A 19,186-nucleotide genomic window follows, 5' to 3' on the forward strand; every position below is an offset into this window, starting at 1 on the left:
GCAGCCGGAACTGGATTGGGTTTCTTTTAGGTAAAAGTCATCTTGCGTCGAGGAGATAGGTCGTGTGCTTAGCATTCTGTGATTTTTGTCGCTAACGTCGTGGTTGTGACGAAAACCGCGCGAACCATCACCGCTCTGAAATCCAAGACGACTACGGACATCACCGAGGGACTTCGCTTCGGCCGGTTCCCCATTACGGCCGTGCAGCCGGTGGTTGAGGGTGGCCGTTTCCCGGCGAAGGCCTTGCCAGGCGAGGACCTGGTTGTCGGCGCCACGGTCTTCCGTGAAGGCCATGACCAGCTCGGCGTCTCCGCTGTGCTGCTCGATCCCAAGGGCAAGGAGCGTCAGCGAGTCCGCCTGACCCCGGCCCAAGGCGAGCAATGGAAGGGCCTGGACCGATGGGAAGGCCTGATCACCCCCACCGGCACCGGCGCCTGGTCCTTCGTCATCGAGGCCTGGCATGACCGGTACGGCACCTGGCATCACAACGCCGAGGTCAAAGTAGGGGCCGGCATTGACGTCGAGTTGATGCTCGCCGAAGGCGCTGCCCTCCTCGCGGAAGCCGCCGACGACGCCGGGCGCAGCGCCGTGGAGAAGCGCACCTTGCGTGCCGCTTCCGTCGTGCTGGCCGACACCACCAAGACTGCCGAGGAGCGCCTTGGCGCCGGTTTCAGCCCCGAGGTGCTGGCCGCCGTCGGACGCGTTCCGATCCGCGAACTGGTGACCGTTTCCGAACGTTTCCCGCTGCAGGTGGAACGCGACCTCGCGGGCCGCGGTTCCTGGTACGAGTTCTTCCCCCGCTCAGAGGGCGCCGTCCTGGACCACTCCACTGGCGTGTGGACCTCCGGCAACTTCCGCACGGCAGCCAACAGGCTCGACGCCGTCGCGGAGATGGGCTTCGACATCATCTACCTGCCGCCCATCCACCCGATCGGTTACCAGCACCGAAAGGGGCGCAACAACACGCTGACTCCGGGGCCGCAGGATCCGGGTTCGCCGTGGGCTATCGGTTCCAAGGACGGCGGACATGACGCCATCCATCCGGAACTGGGTACGTTTGAGGACTTTGATGCGTTCGTGGCGCGCGCCAACGAACTGGGACTCGAAGTTGCCCTGGACCTGGCGTTGCAGGCAGCTCCGGACCACCCTTGGGTGACGTCCAACCCTGAATGGTTCACCACGCGCGTTGACGGTTCAATCGCCTATGCAGAGAACCCGCCGAAGAAGTACCAGGACATTTATCCCCTGAACTTCGACAATGACCCGGCCGGCCTTTCCAAGGAAATCCTGCGGATTGTCCAACTGTGGATCAGCCACGGCGTCAAGGTATTCCGCGTGGACAATCCCCACACCAAGCCTGTGTGGTTCTGGGAATGGCTCATCGGCAAGATCAACAAGAAGAACCCCGAGGTTGTCTTCCTGGCGGAGGCCTTCACACGCCCGCCGATGATGCATGCTTTGGGCCGCGCAGGATTCCAGCAGTCCTACACCTACTTCACGTGGCGGAACACCAAGACCGAGCTGGAGGAGTACTTCCACGAGGTCAGCCACGAAACAGCGGCGTTCTTCCGGCCGAACTTCTTCGTGAACACCCCGGACATCCTCACCGAGTACCTGCAGTACGGTGGTCCCGCCGCGTTCCGCATCCGGGCCGTATTGGCTGCTACGGCAAGCCCGTTGTGGGGCGTCTACGCCGGTTATGAGTTGTACGAGCACGTGGCCCGTCCGGGCGCCGAGGAGTACATCGACAACGAGAAGTACGAGTACAAGGCAAGGGACTGGGAGGGTGCGGCTGAGTCAGGGCGTACCTTGGCGCCATACATCACCAGGCTTAACACCATTCGCAAGAACCACCTGGCCTTGGGCGATCTGCAGAACCTGACGCTGCACAGCAGCACCGATGACGCCACGATTGTGTACTCCAAGCACAAAACGCTCCCGGACGGCACCAAGGACACTTTGATCATTGTGGTCAACGTGGATCCTCACAGCACCCGTGAAAGCACGGTGTCCCTGAACTTGGAAGCCCTGCACCTGGCCCCCTCGGACTTCAACGAGGACGGCCGGTTCCGGGTGGACGACTTGATCAGCGGCGAGAGCTGGGAATGGGGCGAGCACAACTACGTCCGCCTGGATGCCCACGTTGAGCCGGCACACGTACTTAGCATCCGGAGGCAGCCTTAGTGAGTTTTTCTCCGCAGAACCCCAGCCAGTACTTCACTCCGAAGAACACCTTCGAGTTGAACGCCCCAGGTCTCCAGCACGATCCGCACTGGTACCGCAAGGCAGTCTTCTATGAGGTACTGGTGCGGGCCTTTGCGGATGCCAACGGGGATGGTTCCGGCGACTTCCACGGCCTGATCGAGAAACTGGATTACCTCCAGTGGCTGGGCGTTGACTGCCTGTGGTTGCCGCCGTTCTTCCATTCCCCGTTGCGCGATGGCGGTTATGACATCGCCGACTATACGTCCGTGCTGGACGAGTTCGGCACCATCAGCGACTTCAAGCGCTTGGTTGCCGAGGCCCACGCCCGTGGCGTCCGGGTGATCATCGACCTGCCGTTGAACCACACCTCGGACCAGCACCCCTGGTTCCAGGAGTCGCGCAAAGATCCAACTGGTCCCTACGGTGATTTCTATGTGTGGAGCGATACGGACGAGAAGTACCAGGACGCACGCATCATCTTCGTTGACACCGAAGAGTCCAACTGGACGTTCGATCCTATCCGCCGGCAGTTCTTCTGGCACCGCTTTTTCAGCCACCAGCCAGACTTGAATTTCGAGAACCCCAAGGTGATTGAGGCCCTCTATGACGTGGTCCGCTTCTGGCTGGACCAGGGCATCGATGGCTTCCGCGCGGACGCCATTCCCTACCTGTTCGAAGAAGATGGCACCAACTGCGAGAACCTGCCTGCCACGCACACCTTCCTGCAGGACCTCCGCCGGATGGTGGACTCGAACTACCCCGGCAGGGTGATCATCGCTGAGGCAAACCAACCTCCGCATGAAGTGGTGGAGTACTTCGGCACCGAGGAAGCCCCGGAGTGCCATATGGCCTTCCATTTCCCCATCATGCCGCGGCTGTACTACGCCCTGCGGGACCAGAAGGCAGCTCCCATTATTGAGACCCTGCGGAACACCCCGGAGATTCCGAAGGGTGCGCAATGGGGAACCTTCCTGAGGAACCATGACGAATTGACGTTGGAGATGGTGCCCGCTGAAGAGCGCGCCGCCATGCTCGGTTGGTACGCCCCGGATCCCCGGATGCGGGCCAACATAGGCATCCGACGGCGTTTGGCGCCGCTGCTGGATAACTCCCGCTCCGAGATCGAGCTCATCAACGCGTTGCTGCTTTCCCTGCCGGGAAGCCCGTTCCTGTACTACGGGGACGAGATCGGCATGGGCGACAATATCTGGCTCGATGACCGCGATGCCGTCCGCACCCCGATGCAGTGGAACCCCGACCGCAATGCCGGCTTCTCAGGGGCCGATCCCGGCAAGCTTTACCTGCCGGTCATACAGTCGCTGGTTTACAACTACAGCATGGCCAACGTCGAGGCCCAGGCCGCGCACTCCGGTTCGCTGCTGCGCTGGACCCGCCAGATCCTCAGTGTCCGGAGGAACCACCCTGTGTTTGGGTTGGGCGGCTTCCGGCATATTGAGGCAGACCATGAGGTGGTGTTGGCCTACGTCAGGGAATTGCCGGCCGGCAACCCTGAAGGAGAGGACGCGGAGACCATTCTGTGCGTTTTCAACCTCTCCCAGCACCCCGTCGCGGCAACCTTGGACGTGCCTGAGTTTGCAGGCCGCGGCCTGCGCGATATTTTCGGCGGCCAGCCTTTCCCGGCCGTCGGCGACAACGGTCACTTGACCGTGATGCTGGGGAGCCACAGCTTCTATTGGCTGCGGGTCCGCTCGGCATTTTCGAATCCCTCATCGCCCTTTACCCAGGCGATTCCCGTGGTGACCTCCAAAGGATGAGATGAGCAAGGAAAACTTGAACCCCTCCATTGAAGGACTTCTCCGGAGCTGGCTGCCAGGCAAGCGCTGGTTCCCGGTCAAGAGCCCCGACTTTGCGCTGGAGCAGGTGGGCGCTTTCAGGCTGCCGGCTACCGGGGGAGATACCGGGCTGGAAGTTGTGCTGCTGGCGGTGACCCACAGGACAGCCGACGGCGGTTCCCGGACCGACGTCGTCCAGGTTCCGTTGAGTTACCGAAGCAAGCCCCTGGCGGATGCCCCCGCCGCTTTGTTGGGCGAATTTACGGATCCTGACCTAGGGCTACAGCTCGTGTACGACGCCGTCTACGATGCGGACTTTGTTACTGCCTGGCTGGAACTCATGCGAACTGAAGGGAAAGTGGGCGGTGCCCAGGGGCACCTCTCGCGTAGCCGTGTGGCCCTTCCGAAAACACCCCTCTCCGTCAAGGTCCTGTCCGGCGAGCAGTCCAACACATCCGTCATTATTGACGACGGCGACTCCGCAGCGATCGTCAAAATCTTCCGGGTGCTCGCCGCCGGCAGGAATCCCGAAGTGGAACTTGGGGCGGCCCTGACAGCAGCGGGAACCAGTGAGGTTCCCGCGACGCTGGGCTGGGTTACCGGCTCGTGGCACGAGCCGGCGTCGAGCGGTTCCATAGCGGCCACGGGCGAGCTGACTGTCGCCCACGAATTCCTTGCCGGCGGGATGGATGCCTGGCGCCTGGCCGTAGAGGCAGCCGCAGCCGGCAAGGATTTCACGGCAGAAGCCCGCGGTCTCGGCGCTGCTACTGCCACGGTTCACGCAAGGCTCGCAGAAACGTTCGGCACCCAGGACGGACAGGAACAGGGGCCGGACATCATCGCGACTGTAGCGAGGCGTGTCCGCGGCTCCTGGGCGGAAGCCTCGTCCGCCGTCGGGCCTTATGACGAGAACCTCGATGAACTGCTGGCGGCCCTGGATCCACGGGACGTCGGCCAGTTGCAACGCGTCCACGGCGACCTCCATCTGGGACAGATCCTTTTGGTTCCCGGCGCTGAGGGGCAGCCGGGACGATGGGCCATCCTCGACTTCGAAGGCGAGCCGCTCCGGACCATCGATGAACGCAATACTCCCGATTTGCCGCTGCGGGACGTCACGGGCATGCTGCGTTCATTCGATTACGCAGCCGGTGCCGCCACGCGCGAAAACGAAAAAGTGGCCGTCAGAGTGCCTGAAACCTGGGTGGATGACTGCGCTGCCGCGTTCCTTGAGGGTTACAGCGAAGTCACCCCCGGAACCATAGACCGCCGCTCGCCGCTCTTTGTGGCATTGTGGCTGGACAAGGCCTTATACGAGGTTGTTTACGAGTTGCGGAACCGGCCCGACTGGCTGTCGATCCCGGTGAACGCATCGCGACGAATCCTCGACAACACAAGCCGCGGCAAGCATGCGGCAGCTACAGCGGAAGGTAATGACATGACTGGCTCTGCACGCACCGAACGGCCCCGAGTTCCCCTGCACGTGGACTCCGAGACCTTGGAACGCGTGGCCGCCGGCGCTTACCACGCGCCGCATTCAGTACTTGGCGCGCACTTGGACGATCACGGCCACGTCACTATCCGTACGGTGAAACACCTGGCAAAGTCCGTGGTTGCAGTGACTGAAGCCGGCCGCACGGAAATGACCCATGAGGCCCACGGCGTCTGGACTGCAGTCCTGGAACCGCTGCAGGCCGGCCACGTGCCGGATTACCGTTTGGAAGTGGTGTACGACGTCGAACCCGTCACCATCGATGACCCGTACCACTACTTGCCTACCGTGGGTGAGGTGGACCTGCACCTGATCGGCGAAGGTCGCCACGAGCGCCTATGGGATGTCCTCGGCGCGCACGTCCAGCACTACCGCTCTGCGTTGAGCGAGGTGGACGGAGTCTCGTTCGCTGTCTGGGCTCCGAACGCCCAAGCCGTCCGTGTGAAGGGCGACTTCAACGGGTGGGATGGCCGCTCCCACGGGATGCGCTCCCTGGGTTCCTCCGGCGTGTGGGAACTCTTCATCCCGGGCGTTGTAGCAGGGGCGTGCTACAAATACGAGATCCTCACCAAGGCCGGTCACTGGGTGGAGAAAGCAGACCCGTTGGCTTTCGGCACTGAGGTCCCGCCGCTGACTGCTTCGCGCGTGGTTGACGCCAGCTACCGTTTCAAGGATGCGGAATGGATGAGTGCCCGTGCCCAGAAGGACCCGCACAACTCGCCCATGAGCGTTTACGAAGTTCACTTGGGCTCCTGGCGGCTTGGCCTTGGCTACAAGGAACTTGCCAAGGAACTCGTGGACTACGTGAAGTGGCTTGGGTTCTCCCATGTTGAGTTCATGCCGGTCGCGGAGCACCCCTTCGGCGGTTCGTGGGGCTACCAGGTGACGTCCTATTTCGCGCCGACCTCACGATTCGGACACCCGGACGAGTTCCGGTTCCTCGTGGATTCGCTCCACCAAGCCGGCATCGGCGTCCTCCTCGACTGGGTGCCTGCACACTTCCCCAAGGACTCCTGGGCGCTCGCCCAGTTCGACGGCCAGCCGCTGTACGAGCACTCAGACCCAGCCTTGGGCGAACACCCCGACTGGGGAACCTTGATCTTCGACTTCGGACGCAGCGAGGTCCGCAACTTCCTGGTGGCCAACGCTCTGTATTGGCTGGAGGAATTCCACATCGACGGCCTGCGCGTGGATGCCGTTGCCTCGATGATCTACCTGGACTACTCCCGTGAAGAAGGGCAGTGGAGGCCCAACAAGTTCGGCGGCCGCGAGAACCTCGAAGCTATTTCCTTCATGCAGGAAGTCAACGCCACCGTCTACAAGTCCCACCCCGGCGCTATCATCATCGCGGAGGAATCCACGGCCTTCCCCGGTGTCACGGCGCCCACCAACCACGGCGGGCTGGGCTTCGGGCTCAAATGGAACATGGGCTGGATGCATGACTCGCTCAAGTACATTTCCGAAGACCCCATCAATCGCAAGTGGCACCACGGCACCATCACGTTCTCCATGGTCTACGCCTTCACCGAGAACTTCCTGCTGCCCATCAGCCACGACGAAGTAGTTCACGGTAAGGGCTCCATGCTTCGCAAGATGCCAGGTGACCGCTGGCAGCAGCTGGCAAACCTGCGTGCGTTTTTTGCCTACCAGTGGGCGCACCCGGGCAAGCAACTGATCTTCATGGGTACGGAGTTCGGCCAGGAAGCCGAGTGGTCCGAACAATACGGACTGGATTGGTTCCTTGCCGATATCCCTGCGCACCGTGGACTGCAGCTTTTGGTCAAGGACCTCAACGAGCTCTACACGTCCACGCCGGCGCTTTATCAGCGGGACAACGAAGCCGGCGGGTTCCAGTGGATAAATGGCGCAGATGCCGATCACAACGTTCTGACTTTCATCCGCTGGGATCAGGATGGCAAGCCGCTGGTTTGCGCAGTGAACTTCTCGGGCGGTCCGCACAAGGACTACATCCTCGGAGTGCCGGCAGCAGGGGAGTGGACGGAAGTCCTGAACACGGATTCTGAAACGTACGGCGGCTCGGGAGTTGTCAACGCAGGAGCCTTGAAGGCTTCAACCCCCGGAACTGATGGCCAGCCGGCAGCTTTGACTGTCACGCTTCCCCCTCTTGGGGCTTCCTGGTTCACGCCGGCTGAGTAGTTCCTGAGGACAGGGGAGGGCCCGAGGCTTTGGCTTCCGGGCCCTCTTCCCTGTGTTTCTTGGGACGTTCCGCCCGTGTTTCCGGGGATTTTGCTTGCCGGAGGGAGCGTGTCGCTGCCGGGTTTTGCCATCTCGGGGAAGTAGGGGTATAGTTAGTACCCGCGCTGGTCCCCGAGTGGAGATCGCCACGCAGACAAGATACCGCAAGGAAAAATCAAGTCATGCTGGCCGATTTGACTCCGAGAGATCCAGCCGGTAAGTTTGAAAAGTTGCTCCGGAGCGATCCTGGCCCCTTGTGGGGGGTTTGGTGGTGCCGGGTGTGTCTGTTGTTTGAGAACTCAATAGTGTGCCAAGTTTGTTGATACCGATTGTTTTTCAATTGGTTGAAATTATGGCTGGATCATTATGCACCCCCGTGTGTGGTGGTCTGGTTTTCAGCTGGTTTCGAATTTTGTGCAGCCGCGTTCTACCGTTATTTCCGGTGGGTGTGGTTGTGTCTGTTTGGTTTTGTTTTACTTCAACGGAGAGTTTGATCCTGGCTCAGGATGAACGCTGGCGGCGTGCTTAACACATGCAAGTCGAACGATGATCCCAGCTTGCTGGGGGATTAGTGGCGAACGGGTGAGTAACACGTGAGTAACCTGCCCTTGACTCTGGGATAAGCCTGGGAAACTGGGTCTAATACCGGATACGACCATCTGGCGCATGTCATGGTGGTGGAAAGCTTTTGTGGTTTTGGATGGACTCGCGGCCTATCAGCTTGTTGGTGGGGTAATGGCCTACCAAGGCGACGACGGGTAGCCGGCCTGAGAGGGTGACCGGCCACACTGGGACTGAGACACGGCCCAGACTCCTACGGGAGGCAGCAGTGGGGAATATTGCACAATGGGCGCAAGCCTGATGCAGCGACGCCGCGTGAGGGATGACGGCCTTCGGGTTGTAAACCTCTTTCAGTAGGGAAGAAGCGAAAGTGACGGTACCTGCAGAAGAAGCGCCGGCTAACTACGTGCCAGCAGCCGCGGTAATACGTAGGGCGCAAGCGTTATCCGGAATTATTGGGCGTAAAGAGCTCGTAGGCGGTTTGTCGCGTCTGCTGTGAAAGACCGGGGCTCAACTCCGGTTCTGCAGTGGGTACGGGCAGACTAGAGTGCAGTAGGGGAGACTGGAATTCCTGGTGTAGCGGTGAAATGCGCAGATATCAGGAGGAACACCGATGGCGAAGGCAGGTCTCTGGGCTGTAACTGACGCTGAGGAGCGAAAGCATGGGGAGCGAACAGGATTAGATACCCTGGTAGTCCATGCCGTAAACGTTGGGCACTAGGTGTGGGGGACATTCCACGTTTTCCGCGCCGTAGCTAACGCATTAAGTGCCCCGCCTGGGGAGTACGGCCGCAAGGCTAAAACTCAAAGGAATTGACGGGGGCCCGCACAAGCGGCGGAGCATGCGGATTAATTCGATGCAACGCGAAGAACCTTACCAAGGCTTGACATGAACCGGAAAGACCTGGAAACAGGTGCCCCGCTTGCGGTCGGTTTACAGGTGGTGCATGGTTGTCGTCAGCTCGTGTCGTGAGATGTTGGGTTAAGTCCCGCAACGAGCGCAACCCTCGTTCTATGTTGCCAGCGCGTTATGGCGGGGACTCATAGGAGACTGCCGGGGTCAACTCGGAGGAAGGTGGGGACGACGTCAAATCATCATGCCCCTTATGTCTTGGGCTTCACGCATGCTACAATGGCCGGTACAAAGGGTTGCGATACTGTGAGGTGGAGCTAATCCCAAAAAGCCGGTCTCAGTTCGGATTGGGGTCTGCAACTCGACCCCATGAAGTCGGAGTCGCTAGTAATCGCAGATCAGCAACGCTGCGGTGAATACGTTCCCGGGCCTTGTACACACCGCCCGTCAAGTCACGAAAGTTGGTAACACCCGAAGCCGGTGGCCTAACCCTTGTGGGGGGAGCCGTCGAAGGTGGGACCGGCGATTGGGACTAAGTCGTAACAAGGTAGCCGTACCGGAAGGTGCGGCTGGATCACCTCCTTTCTAAGGAGCTGCTAACAGCTGGTTGCTGCGCCTGCATGGGTGTGGTGGTGGTTGTCAGTGTTGCCCATTGCGCAGGCGTCTGTTCTGCGGTGGGTGCTCATGGGTGGAATATCAACGAATCAAACTTGTTTGGCATGGCCTTCACTGGTTGTGTCCTGGTGCCAGTACGGCGACCTGTGCCTCTTGTGGGTGTGGTGTTGTTTGGAACGTGTCGGGGCGTGGATTGTGTGGGGTTGTGTTTGGCGCACTGTTGGGTCCTGAGGCAACAGGACCTTTTTGCAGCAATGCATGGGGGCATCTTCTGGTGTTTCTTTTGTTCCTGCTTCCGGTAGCACTGTTCATCGTGCACGGCCCCGCTTTGGTGTGGGTTGTGGTGGGTGGTGGTCTGGTTGACGGGGTTGTTGTTTGAGAACTACATAGTGGACGCGAGCATCTAGAACACGCACGTGGCTGATCGTCTTTACCCTTTTGGGTGGGGTGGTTGGTGTGTGTGTTCTTACAGCAATTTCTTATGAATGAACCTGGCCCTTGTGGTCGTGGTTCTCTCGAGTAAGTTTATTGATCTTGTGTGGTCAAGTTTTTAAGGGCACACGGTGGATGCCTTGGCATTAGGAGCCGAAGAAGGACGTAGGAATCTGCGATAAGCCTGGGGGAGTTGATAACCGAGCGTTGATCCCAGGATGTCCGAATGGGGAAACCCCGCACAACGCTGCAAGGTGATTGTGTGACCCGCATCTGAACACATAGGGTGCGTGGGGGGAACGCGGGGAAGTGAAACATCTCAGTACCCGCAGGAAGAGAAAACAATAGTGATTCCGTTAGTAGTGGCGAGCGAACGCGGATCAGGCTAAACCGTTTCCATGTGTGATAGCCGGCGGGCGTTGCATGGGCGGGGTTGTGGGACTTTCCGTTCTGGTTCTGCCGGACCAGTGAGGTGAGGTGCAGGCATAGGTGAACGGTCTTGAAAGGCCGGCCAGAGAGGGTGTGAGCCCCGTAACCGTAATGTTGTGCACGGCCTGGGGAGTATCCCAAGTAGCACGGGGCCCGAGAAATCCCGTGCGAATCTGTCAGGACCACCTGATAAGCCTAAATACTTCCTAATGACCGATAGCGGACCAGTACCGTGAGGGAAAGGTGAAAAGTACCCCGGGAGGGGAGTGAAACAGTACCTGAAACCGTGTGCTTACAATCCGTCGGAGCAGTCGTGAGTAATCACAAGTAACTGTGACGGCGTGCCTTTTGAAGAATGAGCCTGCGAGTTAGTGTTACGTCGCGAGGTTAACCCGTGTGGGGTAGCCGTAGCGAAAGCGAGTCTGAATAGGGCGAGTGTAGTGGCGTGATCTAGACCCGAAGCGGAGTGATCTACCCATGGCCAGGTTGAAGCGACGGTAAGACGTCGTGGAGGACCGAACCCACTTCAGTTGAAAATGGAGGGGATGAGCTGTGGGTAGGGGTGAAAGGCCAATCAAACTCCGTGATAGCTGGTTCTCCCCGAAATGCATTTAGGTGCAGCGTTGCGTGTTTCTTGCCGGAGGTAGAGCTACTGGATGGCCGATGGGCCCTACAAGGTTACTGACGTCAGCCAAACTCCGAATGCCGGTAAGTCAGAGCGCAGCAGTGAGACTGTGGGGGATAAGCTTCATAGTCGAGAGGGAAACAGCCCAGACCACCAACTAAGGCCCCTAAGCGTGTGCTAAGTGGGAAAGGATGTGGAGTTGCGAAGACAACCAGGAGGTTGGCTTAGAAGCAGCCATCCTTGAAAGAGTGCGTAATAGCTCACTGGTCAAGTGATTCCGCGCCGACAATGTAGCGGGGCTCAAGTACACCGCCGAAGTTGTGGATTTCACATAATGCCCTAGCCTTCGTGGTTCAGGGGTGTGGAGTGGTAGGGGAGCGTCGTGTGGGCAGTGAAGTCGCGGTGGAAACCAGCGGTGGAGCCTACACGAGTGAGAATGCAGGCATGAGTAGCGAAAGACGGGTGAGAAACCCGTCCGCCGAATGATCAAGGGTTCCAGGGTCAAGCTAATCTGCCCTGGGTAAGTCGGGACCTAAGGCGAGGCCGACAGGCGTAGTCGATGGACAACGGGTTGATATTCCCGTACCGGCGAAAAACCGCCCATGCCAAGCGGGGGATACTAACCGCCCGGAGCCTGCCCGCTCACCCTTGTGGTGTTGTGGGTTTTGGCCGAGCGCGGGACCTGATCCCGGGAGGTAAGCGTATTAACAGGTGTGACGCAGGAAGGTAGCCGGGCCGGGCGATGGTTGCCCCGGTCTAAGGATGTAGGGTCAGGGATAGGCAAATCCGTTCCTGTGTGCTTCGAGCACGATCCTGAGATCTGATGGGACCCCCGTATGGGGGGATCCGGTGATCCTATGCTGCCAAGAAAAGCATCGACGCGAGGTTTTAGCCGCCCGTACCCCAAACCGACACAGGTGATCAGGTAGAGAATACCAAGGCGATCGAGAGAATTATGGTTAAGGAACTCGGCAAAATGCCCCCGTAACTTCGGGAGAAGGGGGGCCTGCCCCGTGATGGAGACTTGCTCTCCGTGAGCGGGTGTGGGCCGCAGAGACCAGGGGGAAGCGACTGTTTACTAAAAACACAGGTCCGTGCGAAGTCGCAAGACGATGTATACGGACTGACTCCTGCCCGGTGCTGGAAGGTTAAGAGGACCGGTTAGCCACTTGTGGCGAAGCTGAGAATTTAAGCCCCAGTAAACGGCGGTGGTAACTATAACCATCCTAAGGTAGCGAAATTCCTTGTCGGGTAAGTTCCGACCTGCACGAATGGAGTAACGACTTCCCCGCTGTCTCAACCATAAACTCGGCGAAATTGCAGTACGAGTAAAGATGCTCGTTACGCGCAGCAGGACGGAAAGACCCCGAGACCTTTACTATAGTTTGGTATTGGTGTTCGGAGTGGCTTGTGTAGGATAGGTGGGAGACGTTGAAACCCGGACGCCAGTTCGGGTGGAGTCATCGTTGAAATACCACTCTGGTCACTTTGGACATCTAACTTCGGCCCGTGATCCGGGTCAGGGACAGTGCCTGATGGGTAGTTTAACTGGGGCGGTTGCCTCCTAAAAAGTAACGGAGGCGCCCAAAGGTTCCCTCAGCCTGGTTGGCAATCAGGTGTCGAGTGTAAGTGCACAAGGGAGCTTGACTGTGAGAGAGACATCTCAAGCAGGGACGAAAGTCGGGACTAGTGATCCGGCGGTACATTGTGGAATGGCCGTCGCTCAACGGATAAAAGGTACCTCGGGGATAACAGGCTGATCTTGCCCAAGAGTCCATATCGACGGCATGGTTTGGCACCTCGATGTCGGCTCGTCGCATCCTGGGGCTGGAGTAGGTCCCAAGGGTTGGGCTGTTCGCCCATTAAAGCGGTACGCGAGCTGGGTTTAGAACGTCGTGAGACAGTTCGGTCCCTATCCGCTGCGCGCGCAGGAAATTTGAGAAGGGCTGTCCTTAGTACGAGAGGACCGGGACGGACGAACCTCTGGTGTGTCAGTTGTACTGCCAAGTGCATCGCTGATTAGCTACGTTCGGATGGGATAACCGCTGAAAGCATCTAAGCGGGAAGCTCGCTTCAAGATGAGATTTCCATACACATTATGTGTGAGAGGCCCCCAGCCAGACCACTGGGTTGATAGGCCGGATGTGGAAGCGAGGACTAAAGACTCGTGAAGCTGACCGGTACTAATAGGCCAACAACTTACACCACACAAAACACACTGCACGCGTCCACTATGTGGTTCCCGAACAACAACCCGCTTGTTCCAGGAACCAACAACTAAATAACAACACCACAGTTGTAACCACCACAGATTTCCCACCCCGAAAAAACGCCCACACCAGGCACAACACGGGGACGGGTAACAAGGTTACGGCGGTCATAGCGTGGGGGAAACGCCCGGTCCCATTCCGAACCCGGAAGCTAAGACCCACAGCGCCGATGGTACTGCACCCGGGAGGGTGTGGGAGAGTAGGACACCGCCGGACATAATTTGAGAAGAGCCCCGACCTTTATGGTCGGGGCTCTTTGCATTTAACCGTCCCGCTTGAGCGAAGCCGTCCTGTTTAACCCAAGTGAGTGCCTTCTGCCCCGGTAGAGTTGGTGGTCATGGAAAACCTCTTCAGCCACCCCGAGTCGGAGCCCGAGCCGTCCCAGCAGGACGACGATGCTTTGGAGCCCTTCATCATCACCGTCGTGGTCCCCACCAACGTCTCACATGCCTTCCAGGGATTCACGGATCACCCACACCTCTGGTGGCCGCTGGACCAAGAGAGCGTGTTCGGCGAGGGATCACATGTTGAGTTCGAAGAGAACCTGATCCTCGAGACGGCCGAGGACGGACGTACCTCCGTGTGGGGAACCATTGACGATTGGCAGCCGCCATTGTCTTTCCACGCCAGCTGGTATCCCGCGAGTACACCCCTCTGGTCCACCGAGATCCGTGTATCGTTCCGGGCCGTGGAAGAGGGCACTGAGGTTCGCTTGGTCCACGACGGTTGGGAGGGCGCCGAAGACCCCGCGGCCTCGCGCGCGTCCTACGCCGAGGGTTGGCCCCGTGTCCTGGAGCGCTACGTGAGATTCATGGGCGGAGCAGTTGCCTAGGATCCGTAGGCTCCACGCGAAAGATTGGGCCCTGTTGAGGGCCGTCCGCCTGGAGATGCTCAGAGATACGCCCATGGCCTACGTGGAAAGCCTGGATGCTGCGCGCCGGCAAACGGACACCCAGTGGCAGGAGCGTGCTGCCGCGATGTCCGGGGACGCCAGTATCACCCTGGTTGCCGATGGTGGCGAAGACGGCAGCAGATTGTGCGGCCTGATGCGCGTGGTGGTCAAACACCCCCAGAGCCCGGAGAAACCGCTGCAGGCTATGCTGATCAGCGTGTATGTCGCACCCGAGCATCGCGGGCTGGGACTGGCCGACGAACTCCTCCATGAGGCGTGCAAGGCCGCAGCGGAAGAATTGGCAGCGGAAAGCATTGAGCTTGGGGTGCATGAGTACAACTCAAGGGCGCTTGCGTTCTACAGGCGTCACGGATTCGAGACAACGGGTGCCAGCCGGCCTTATCCGCAGGACACGTCAAAGCTGGAGCTCGTGATGGAACGGCCGCTGCCCTAGGAACGTCCTAGGACGCGCCGGGCCTGGGCACAGCGGTACTTGTCCGCACCACCAGCTTGGTGGGGTGCTCTGTGTCTGCGGGTTCCAGAACCAGCCCGTTGTTGATGGCACCCAATAGCGTCCGGACAGCCAATGCCCCCTGGCCCTTGGCATCCTGATCGATGGTGGTCAAGCCAAGGACATTGCCCAGGTCATGCCCGTCGATGCCCATGACGGAGAGATCGTCCGGGATGCGCAGGCCGAAATCCCGGGCGGCAAGGATGGTGCCAATGGCCATTTCGTCTGACGCTGCGAAAACGGCCGTGGGGCGTTCCGGTGCGCTGGCCAGCAGTTGCCTCGCAGCCGCGTAGGCGCCTTCTATGGTGAAGTCCGCGGAAACGATCCATTCGGGCCGGACCGGGCAGCCGGCGTCGTTCATTGCCTTTTCAAAACCGCTGCGGCGGGTTCCCGGCAGATGGAAGTCTTGGTCATAGGCTTCATTGCCGGTGATGTGCGCTATCTTGGTGTGCCCCAGACCCAGTAAGTGGTTGGTGGCTTTCAGCGCGATCCCGGAGTCGTCGATCCTGATGGTGGATGCTCCCGGTAAGGGGCCGCCGATACCCACTATGGGGCGGTGTACGGCGTGAAGCTGCTCGATTTCGTCTTCGCTAAGCTCCAGGGATACGGCGATGACCGCGTCCACCCGCTTGCGGAGCAGGAAGTCGCTGAAGACGCTTTGCCGGTGTGCGGGGTTTTCACCAATGTTGTACAGAGTGAGGTCGTAGCCGGCCTCAAGCAATGCCGCTGAGGCGCCCTCGATCACCGCTGAGAAGAACCAGCGGTGGACCGAAGGCACCACCAAGCCGACATTGTGCGTTCGCCCGGAGGCCAGGCTCGACGCATGGTAGGAAAGCACGAATCCCAACTCGGCAGCTGCGGCACGGGCACGTTCGCGGCTCGTGGGGGAGACATTGCCCTTCCCGCTCAGCGCCCGTGAGACCGTGGCAACGGACAGCCCTGCTCGCTCGGCTACGTCCTTGATGCCGGTCATGCTGCTCCTTGGGGGAAAAGTTAGCTGGCCGTGAGCCAGATTGTCTCCCCCGAGCCTAGTAGATCAACGCTTGGTAGATCAGCGGCGCTGCCTTCTGCAACGGAGCTCCGCAGTATCGTCTCGCCGGCCGGAAGTGGCATCGCCTCAGCCCCGACGTTCATGATCACCAGGGTGTTGCCGTTGAGGTAGGCGAGCGAGGTCTCACTGCAGTAGTCCTCCACCCAGGCGAGGGAGCCCTCGCCGAGACGGTGCGTGGCCCGGAGGGCGAGCATCCGGCGGTACAGGTTAAGGTGCGACGCCGGATCGGACTCTTGCTTGTCCCTCGCCAGCGCGGGCCAGGACTCGGGCTGGGGCAGCCAGGGGTCCATGCCGCTGCCGAACCCGGTGTGAGGTTCTGACGAACGCCAGGGGAGCGGCACACGGCAGCCGTCGCGGCCGATGCGGGCTCCGCCGGTGCGGGCGAACGTGGGGTCCTGGCGCATGCTGCCGGGAATGCTGGAGGAGTCGGGTAGGCCCAGCTCTTCGCCTTGGTAGAGGTACGCGCCGCCGGGAAGTCCGAGCATGAACATGGTGGCCGCAGCAGCGCGTCGTCGTCCGAGTTCTTCGTTGGGCTGCATGTCATCAGGCCCAATGCCGTCACCGTCGCGGGGCCCTGGTCCGTCGTAACCGAAACGGGACACGTGCCTTACGACATCGTGGTTGGACAACACCCAAGTGCTCGGGGCACCCACAGCGTCCAGCGAGACCAGCGAGTCGGTGATGATGTGGCGGAGGCGGTTCACATCCAGTCCTGCGTGCAGGTAGGGGAAGTTGAAGGCCTGGTGCATTTCGTCGGGACGGACCCACTGCGCCAGCCGGGGGAGCGGGTCGACGTTGGCTTCGGCGCACAGGATGCGGTCCGGTCCGTACTCTTCCAGGATGGAGCGCCAGCGGCGATAGATATCGTGCAGGGCGGGCTGGCCGAACATCGGCGCATCCTGGCCCGGAAAGCCGTCGGAGCTGTTGCCGTCTGCACGCCCACCCCAGTTGGGGAGGCCAGCGGCCTTGACCAGCGCGTGGGCAACGTCCACCCGGAAGCCGGAGATGCCGCGGTCCAGCCAGAAGCGGAGAACGCGTTCAAACTCAGCATGGACGGCAGGGTTGTCCCAGTTGAAGTCCGGCTGTGAGGAGTCGAAGAGATGCAGGAACCACTGGCCGGGCTGACCGTCAGCTTCGATGATGCGTGTCCATGCCGGGCCGCCGAAGTGCGATTGCCAGTTGTTAGGTGGCTCGTTGCCGTCGGGCCCTTGACCATCACGGAAGATGAACATGTCCCGCTCCGCGCTGTTGGCGCCGGCAGCAAGTGCTGCTTGGAAAGCGACGTGCTGGTCAGAACAGTGGTTGGGGACGAGGTCCGCGATGACGCGCAGGTTGAGCCTGTTGGCCTCTGCGATGAGGGCGTCGAAGTGGTGCAGGGTGCCGAAGAGGGGGTCGACGTCGCAGTAGTCGCTGACGTCGTATCCTGCATCCCGCTGGGGTGAGCGATAGAAGGGGGACAGCCACACGGCGTCGACCCCCAACGCCGCCAACTGCGGCAGTTCGGCAGTGATGCCAGCCAAGTCGCCTACGCCGTCACCGTTGAGGTCCCGGAAGGATCGCGGATAGATCTGGTAGATCACGGCGGAACGCCACCATCCGTGCGCCATTGAGGCGTCGTGGACCGGGGTCACATGCGTGAAAACAGTGGTGGGCTCGGGGCTCGCAACCGAGAGCAAGGAATCAACGGACATGAACACATCGTAGAAGACAAATCTGAAAGTTGTAAACGTTTCCAGTCCTAAGGGTGCTGTCTTTGCGCTACTCGGGAGGGGTGGGCTTTTCAAACATGCTTTGAGCACTGTAGTGTGTGGAAGCGCTTGCAGTTGTGAGCCATGTCACCGGCGATGCGACGGGCCTCAAGCCCTTGCCGTCGAAGCAAAAAAGAACGAAAGGGACACCAATGAAGGTGCACAATACCCTCGCGACTCACACCACCCGGCGCCTTTTTGCCACCGGGGCGCTCTCCGTGGCCGCGGCCCTGGCACTGAGCGCGTGCGGTGGAAGCGCCTCCACCGCACCGAGCTCGGAAGCGGCAAAACCGGATCTCAAGGCCGCAGGAGCTGGTGTCATCACCATGTGGGTGGACGCCGAGCGTTCACCGGCATTGAAGGACATCACGGAGAAGTTCAAGTCCGATACCGGCATCGAGGTGAAGCTCGTGGTCAAGGACTTCGCCGCCGTGCGCGACGACTTCATCACCCAGGTGCCCACCGGGCAGGGGCCCGACTTGATCGTCGGACCCCACGACTGGATTGGAAAGTTCGTCCAGAACGGTGTCATCGCACCCGTCGAGCTGGGTGACAAAGCCGGACAGTTCCAGGATTCCTCCATCAAGGCCATGACCTACAACGGCGCTGTCTACGGCGTCCCTTACGCCATCGAAAACATTGCCCTGCTACGCAACACCAGCATCGTGGACAGCAAAGCTGCCACCTTGGATGAAGTAGTGGCGAACGGCAAGAAGGCCGTGGCAGATGGCAAAGCCACTTTCCCGTTCCTGGTGGGTATGGACCCGAAGCAGGGCGATCCCTACCACCTGTACCCGCTGCAGTCCTCCATGGGCTCACAGGTCTTCGGTAAGAACGCCGACGGCGAATATGACGCCAAGCAGCTCCTCATCGGTGACGCTGCGGGCGTCGAATTCGCCAAGAAGCTGGCCGCCTGGGGCGATGCCGGCGAGAAGATCATCAACTCCAACATCACAGGTGACATTGCCAAGGAGAAGTTCCTGGCCGGCGAATCCCCGTACTTCGTGACGGGCCCGTGGAACGTTCCGGATGTCCAGAAGAAGGGCATCAAGTTCTCCGTAGACGAGCTGCCCACCGCCGGCAACGAGCCTGCCCAGCCGTTCATCGGCGTCAACGGCTTCTTCATCAGCGCCAAGAGCGCCAACGCCTTGGCCACCAACGAGTTCGTCACCAACTACCTCACCTCCGAGTCGGCTCAGGACTCCATGTATGCAGCAGGAGGACGGCCTCCGGCCCTCAAGGCGTCATTCGACAAGGCCGCCAGCGATCCCGTGGTGGAGGCATTCGGCAAGATCGGTGCCACCGGCGTTCCCATGCCGGCCATCCCGGAAATGAGCGCGGTGTGGGCTGACTGGGGTGCTACCGAACTGGCCATCATCAAGGGCCAAGGCGATCCGGCTGAGGCCTGGACCAAGATGGCAGACAGCATCAAGTCCAAGATCGGCGGCTAGTACCGCAACCGGATAACTCCACCGGTCTGCCCGGGCCGGGCGGCACTCCACAGCCCGGCCCTACC

Annotated in this window: 8 protein-coding genes and 3 rRNA genes; 9 read left to right on the forward strand and 2 right to left on the reverse strand. The window is 60.3% G+C overall.

From position 1 onward, the window contains the following. Window positions 1-99: 99 nt before the first annotated feature. The 8 genes from KCX59_RS04950 to KCX59_RS04985 all read left to right on the forward strand — a co-directional run bounded on the left by KCX59_RS04950 (window position 100) and on the right by KCX59_RS04985 (window position 14,814). Window positions 100-2,184: an alpha-1,4-glucan--maltose-1-phosphate maltosyltransferase gene (locus KCX59_RS04950; protein ID WP_179017099.1), complete on the forward strand. Its 2,085-nt coding sequence runs from the start codon at window positions 100-102 to the stop codon at window positions 2,182-2,184. Continuing rightward, window positions 2,184-3,980 (forward strand): maltose alpha-D-glucosyltransferase, encoded by a 1,797-nt coding sequence (gene treS / locus KCX59_RS04955; RefSeq protein WP_179017097.1) that lies wholly within the window; start codon window positions 2,184-2,186, stop codon window positions 3,978-3,980. Before KCX59_RS04950 ends, treS begins: the two co-directional genes overlap by 1 nt. Before the next feature lies 1 nt (window position 3,981). Then, window positions 3,982-7,644, forward strand: a complete 3,663-nt coding sequence (locus KCX59_RS04960; RefSeq protein ID WP_179017098.1) for a 1,4-alpha-glucan branching enzyme — start codon at window positions 3,982-3,984, stop codon at window positions 7,642-7,644. Window positions 7,645-8,161: 517 nt separating this feature from the next. Beyond that, window positions 8,162-9,682: ribosomal RNA gene (locus KCX59_RS04965) — 16S ribosomal RNA — on the forward strand. Window positions 9,683-10,252: 570 nt separating this feature from the next. After that, window positions 10,253-13,406: ribosomal RNA gene (locus KCX59_RS04970) — 23S ribosomal RNA — on the forward strand. Between the two features lie 161 nt (window positions 13,407-13,567). Then, window positions 13,568-13,684: ribosomal RNA gene (gene rrf / locus KCX59_RS04975) — 5S ribosomal RNA — on the forward strand. The 16S, 23S and 5S rRNA genes sit together here, the layout of an rRNA operon. 121 nt (window positions 13,685-13,805) lie before the next feature. Next, a complete protein-coding gene (locus KCX59_RS04980) occupies window positions 13,806-14,300 on the forward strand; it encodes an SRPBCC domain-containing protein (protein WP_178996056.1) in 495 nt (164 codons plus the stop codon). A 55-nt stretch (window positions 14,301-14,355) separates the two neighbouring features. Further along, a complete protein-coding gene (locus tag KCX59_RS04985; RefSeq protein ID WP_179019987.1) occupies window positions 14,356-14,814 on the forward strand; it encodes a GNAT family N-acetyltransferase in 459 nt (152 codons plus the stop codon). Window positions 14,815-14,821: 7 nt separating this feature from the next. Here KCX59_RS04985 and KCX59_RS04990 read toward each other — a convergent pair whose 3' ends face one another. Then, on the reverse strand, window positions 14,822-15,844 hold the full coding sequence (locus KCX59_RS04990; RefSeq protein ID WP_178996060.1) for a LacI family DNA-binding transcriptional regulator: 1,023 nt from the start codon (window positions 15,842-15,844) through the stop codon (window positions 14,822-14,824). Between the two features lie 20 nt (window positions 15,845-15,864). After that, complete coding sequence (locus KCX59_RS04995; RefSeq protein ID WP_256871731.1) at window positions 15,865-17,613, reverse strand: glycoside hydrolase family 13 protein; 1,749 nt, start codon at window positions 17,611-17,613, stop codon at window positions 15,865-15,867. A 209-nt stretch (window positions 17,614-17,822) separates the two neighbouring features. Here KCX59_RS04995 and KCX59_RS05000 point away from each other — a divergent pair, with 209 nt between their 5' ends. Beyond that, entirely contained in the window at window positions 17,823-19,121 is a 1,299-nt protein-coding gene (locus KCX59_RS05000) for a sugar ABC transporter substrate-binding protein (protein ID WP_179019891.1), read from the forward strand. Window positions 19,122-19,186 lie beyond the last annotated feature (65 nt).

Origin of the sequence: Paenarthrobacter nitroguajacolicus, from assembly GCF_051027655.1 — a bacterium.
Classification (GTDB): Bacteria; Actinomycetota; Actinomycetes; order Actinomycetales; family Micrococcaceae; genus Arthrobacter; species Arthrobacter nitroguajacolicus.

Excerpts from the sequence above, each read along its gene's own strand:
- KCX59_RS04960 (WP_179017098.1), top strand. The coding sequence starts at position 3,982 with ATGAGCAAGGAAAACTTGAACCCCTCCATTGAAGGACTTCTCCGGAGC.
- KCX59_RS04980 (WP_178996056.1), top strand. The coding sequence starts at position 13,806 with ATGGAAAACCTCTTCAGCCACCCCGAGTCGGAGCCCGAGCCGTCCCAG.
- KCX59_RS04985 (WP_179019987.1), top strand. The coding sequence starts at position 14,356 with ATGCTCAGAGATACGCCCATGGCCTACGTGGAAAGCCTGGATGCTGCG.
- KCX59_RS04990 (WP_178996060.1), bottom strand. The coding sequence starts at position 15,844 with ATGACCGGCATCAAGGACGTAGCCGAGCGAGCAGGGCTGTCCGTTGCC.
- KCX59_RS04995 (WP_256871731.1), bottom strand. The coding sequence starts at position 17,613 with ATGTCCGTTGATTCCTTGCTCTCGGTTGCGAGCCCCGAGCCCACCACT.
- KCX59_RS05000 (WP_179019891.1), top strand. The coding sequence starts at position 17,823 with ATGAAGGTGCACAATACCCTCGCGACTCACACCACCCGGCGCCTTTTT.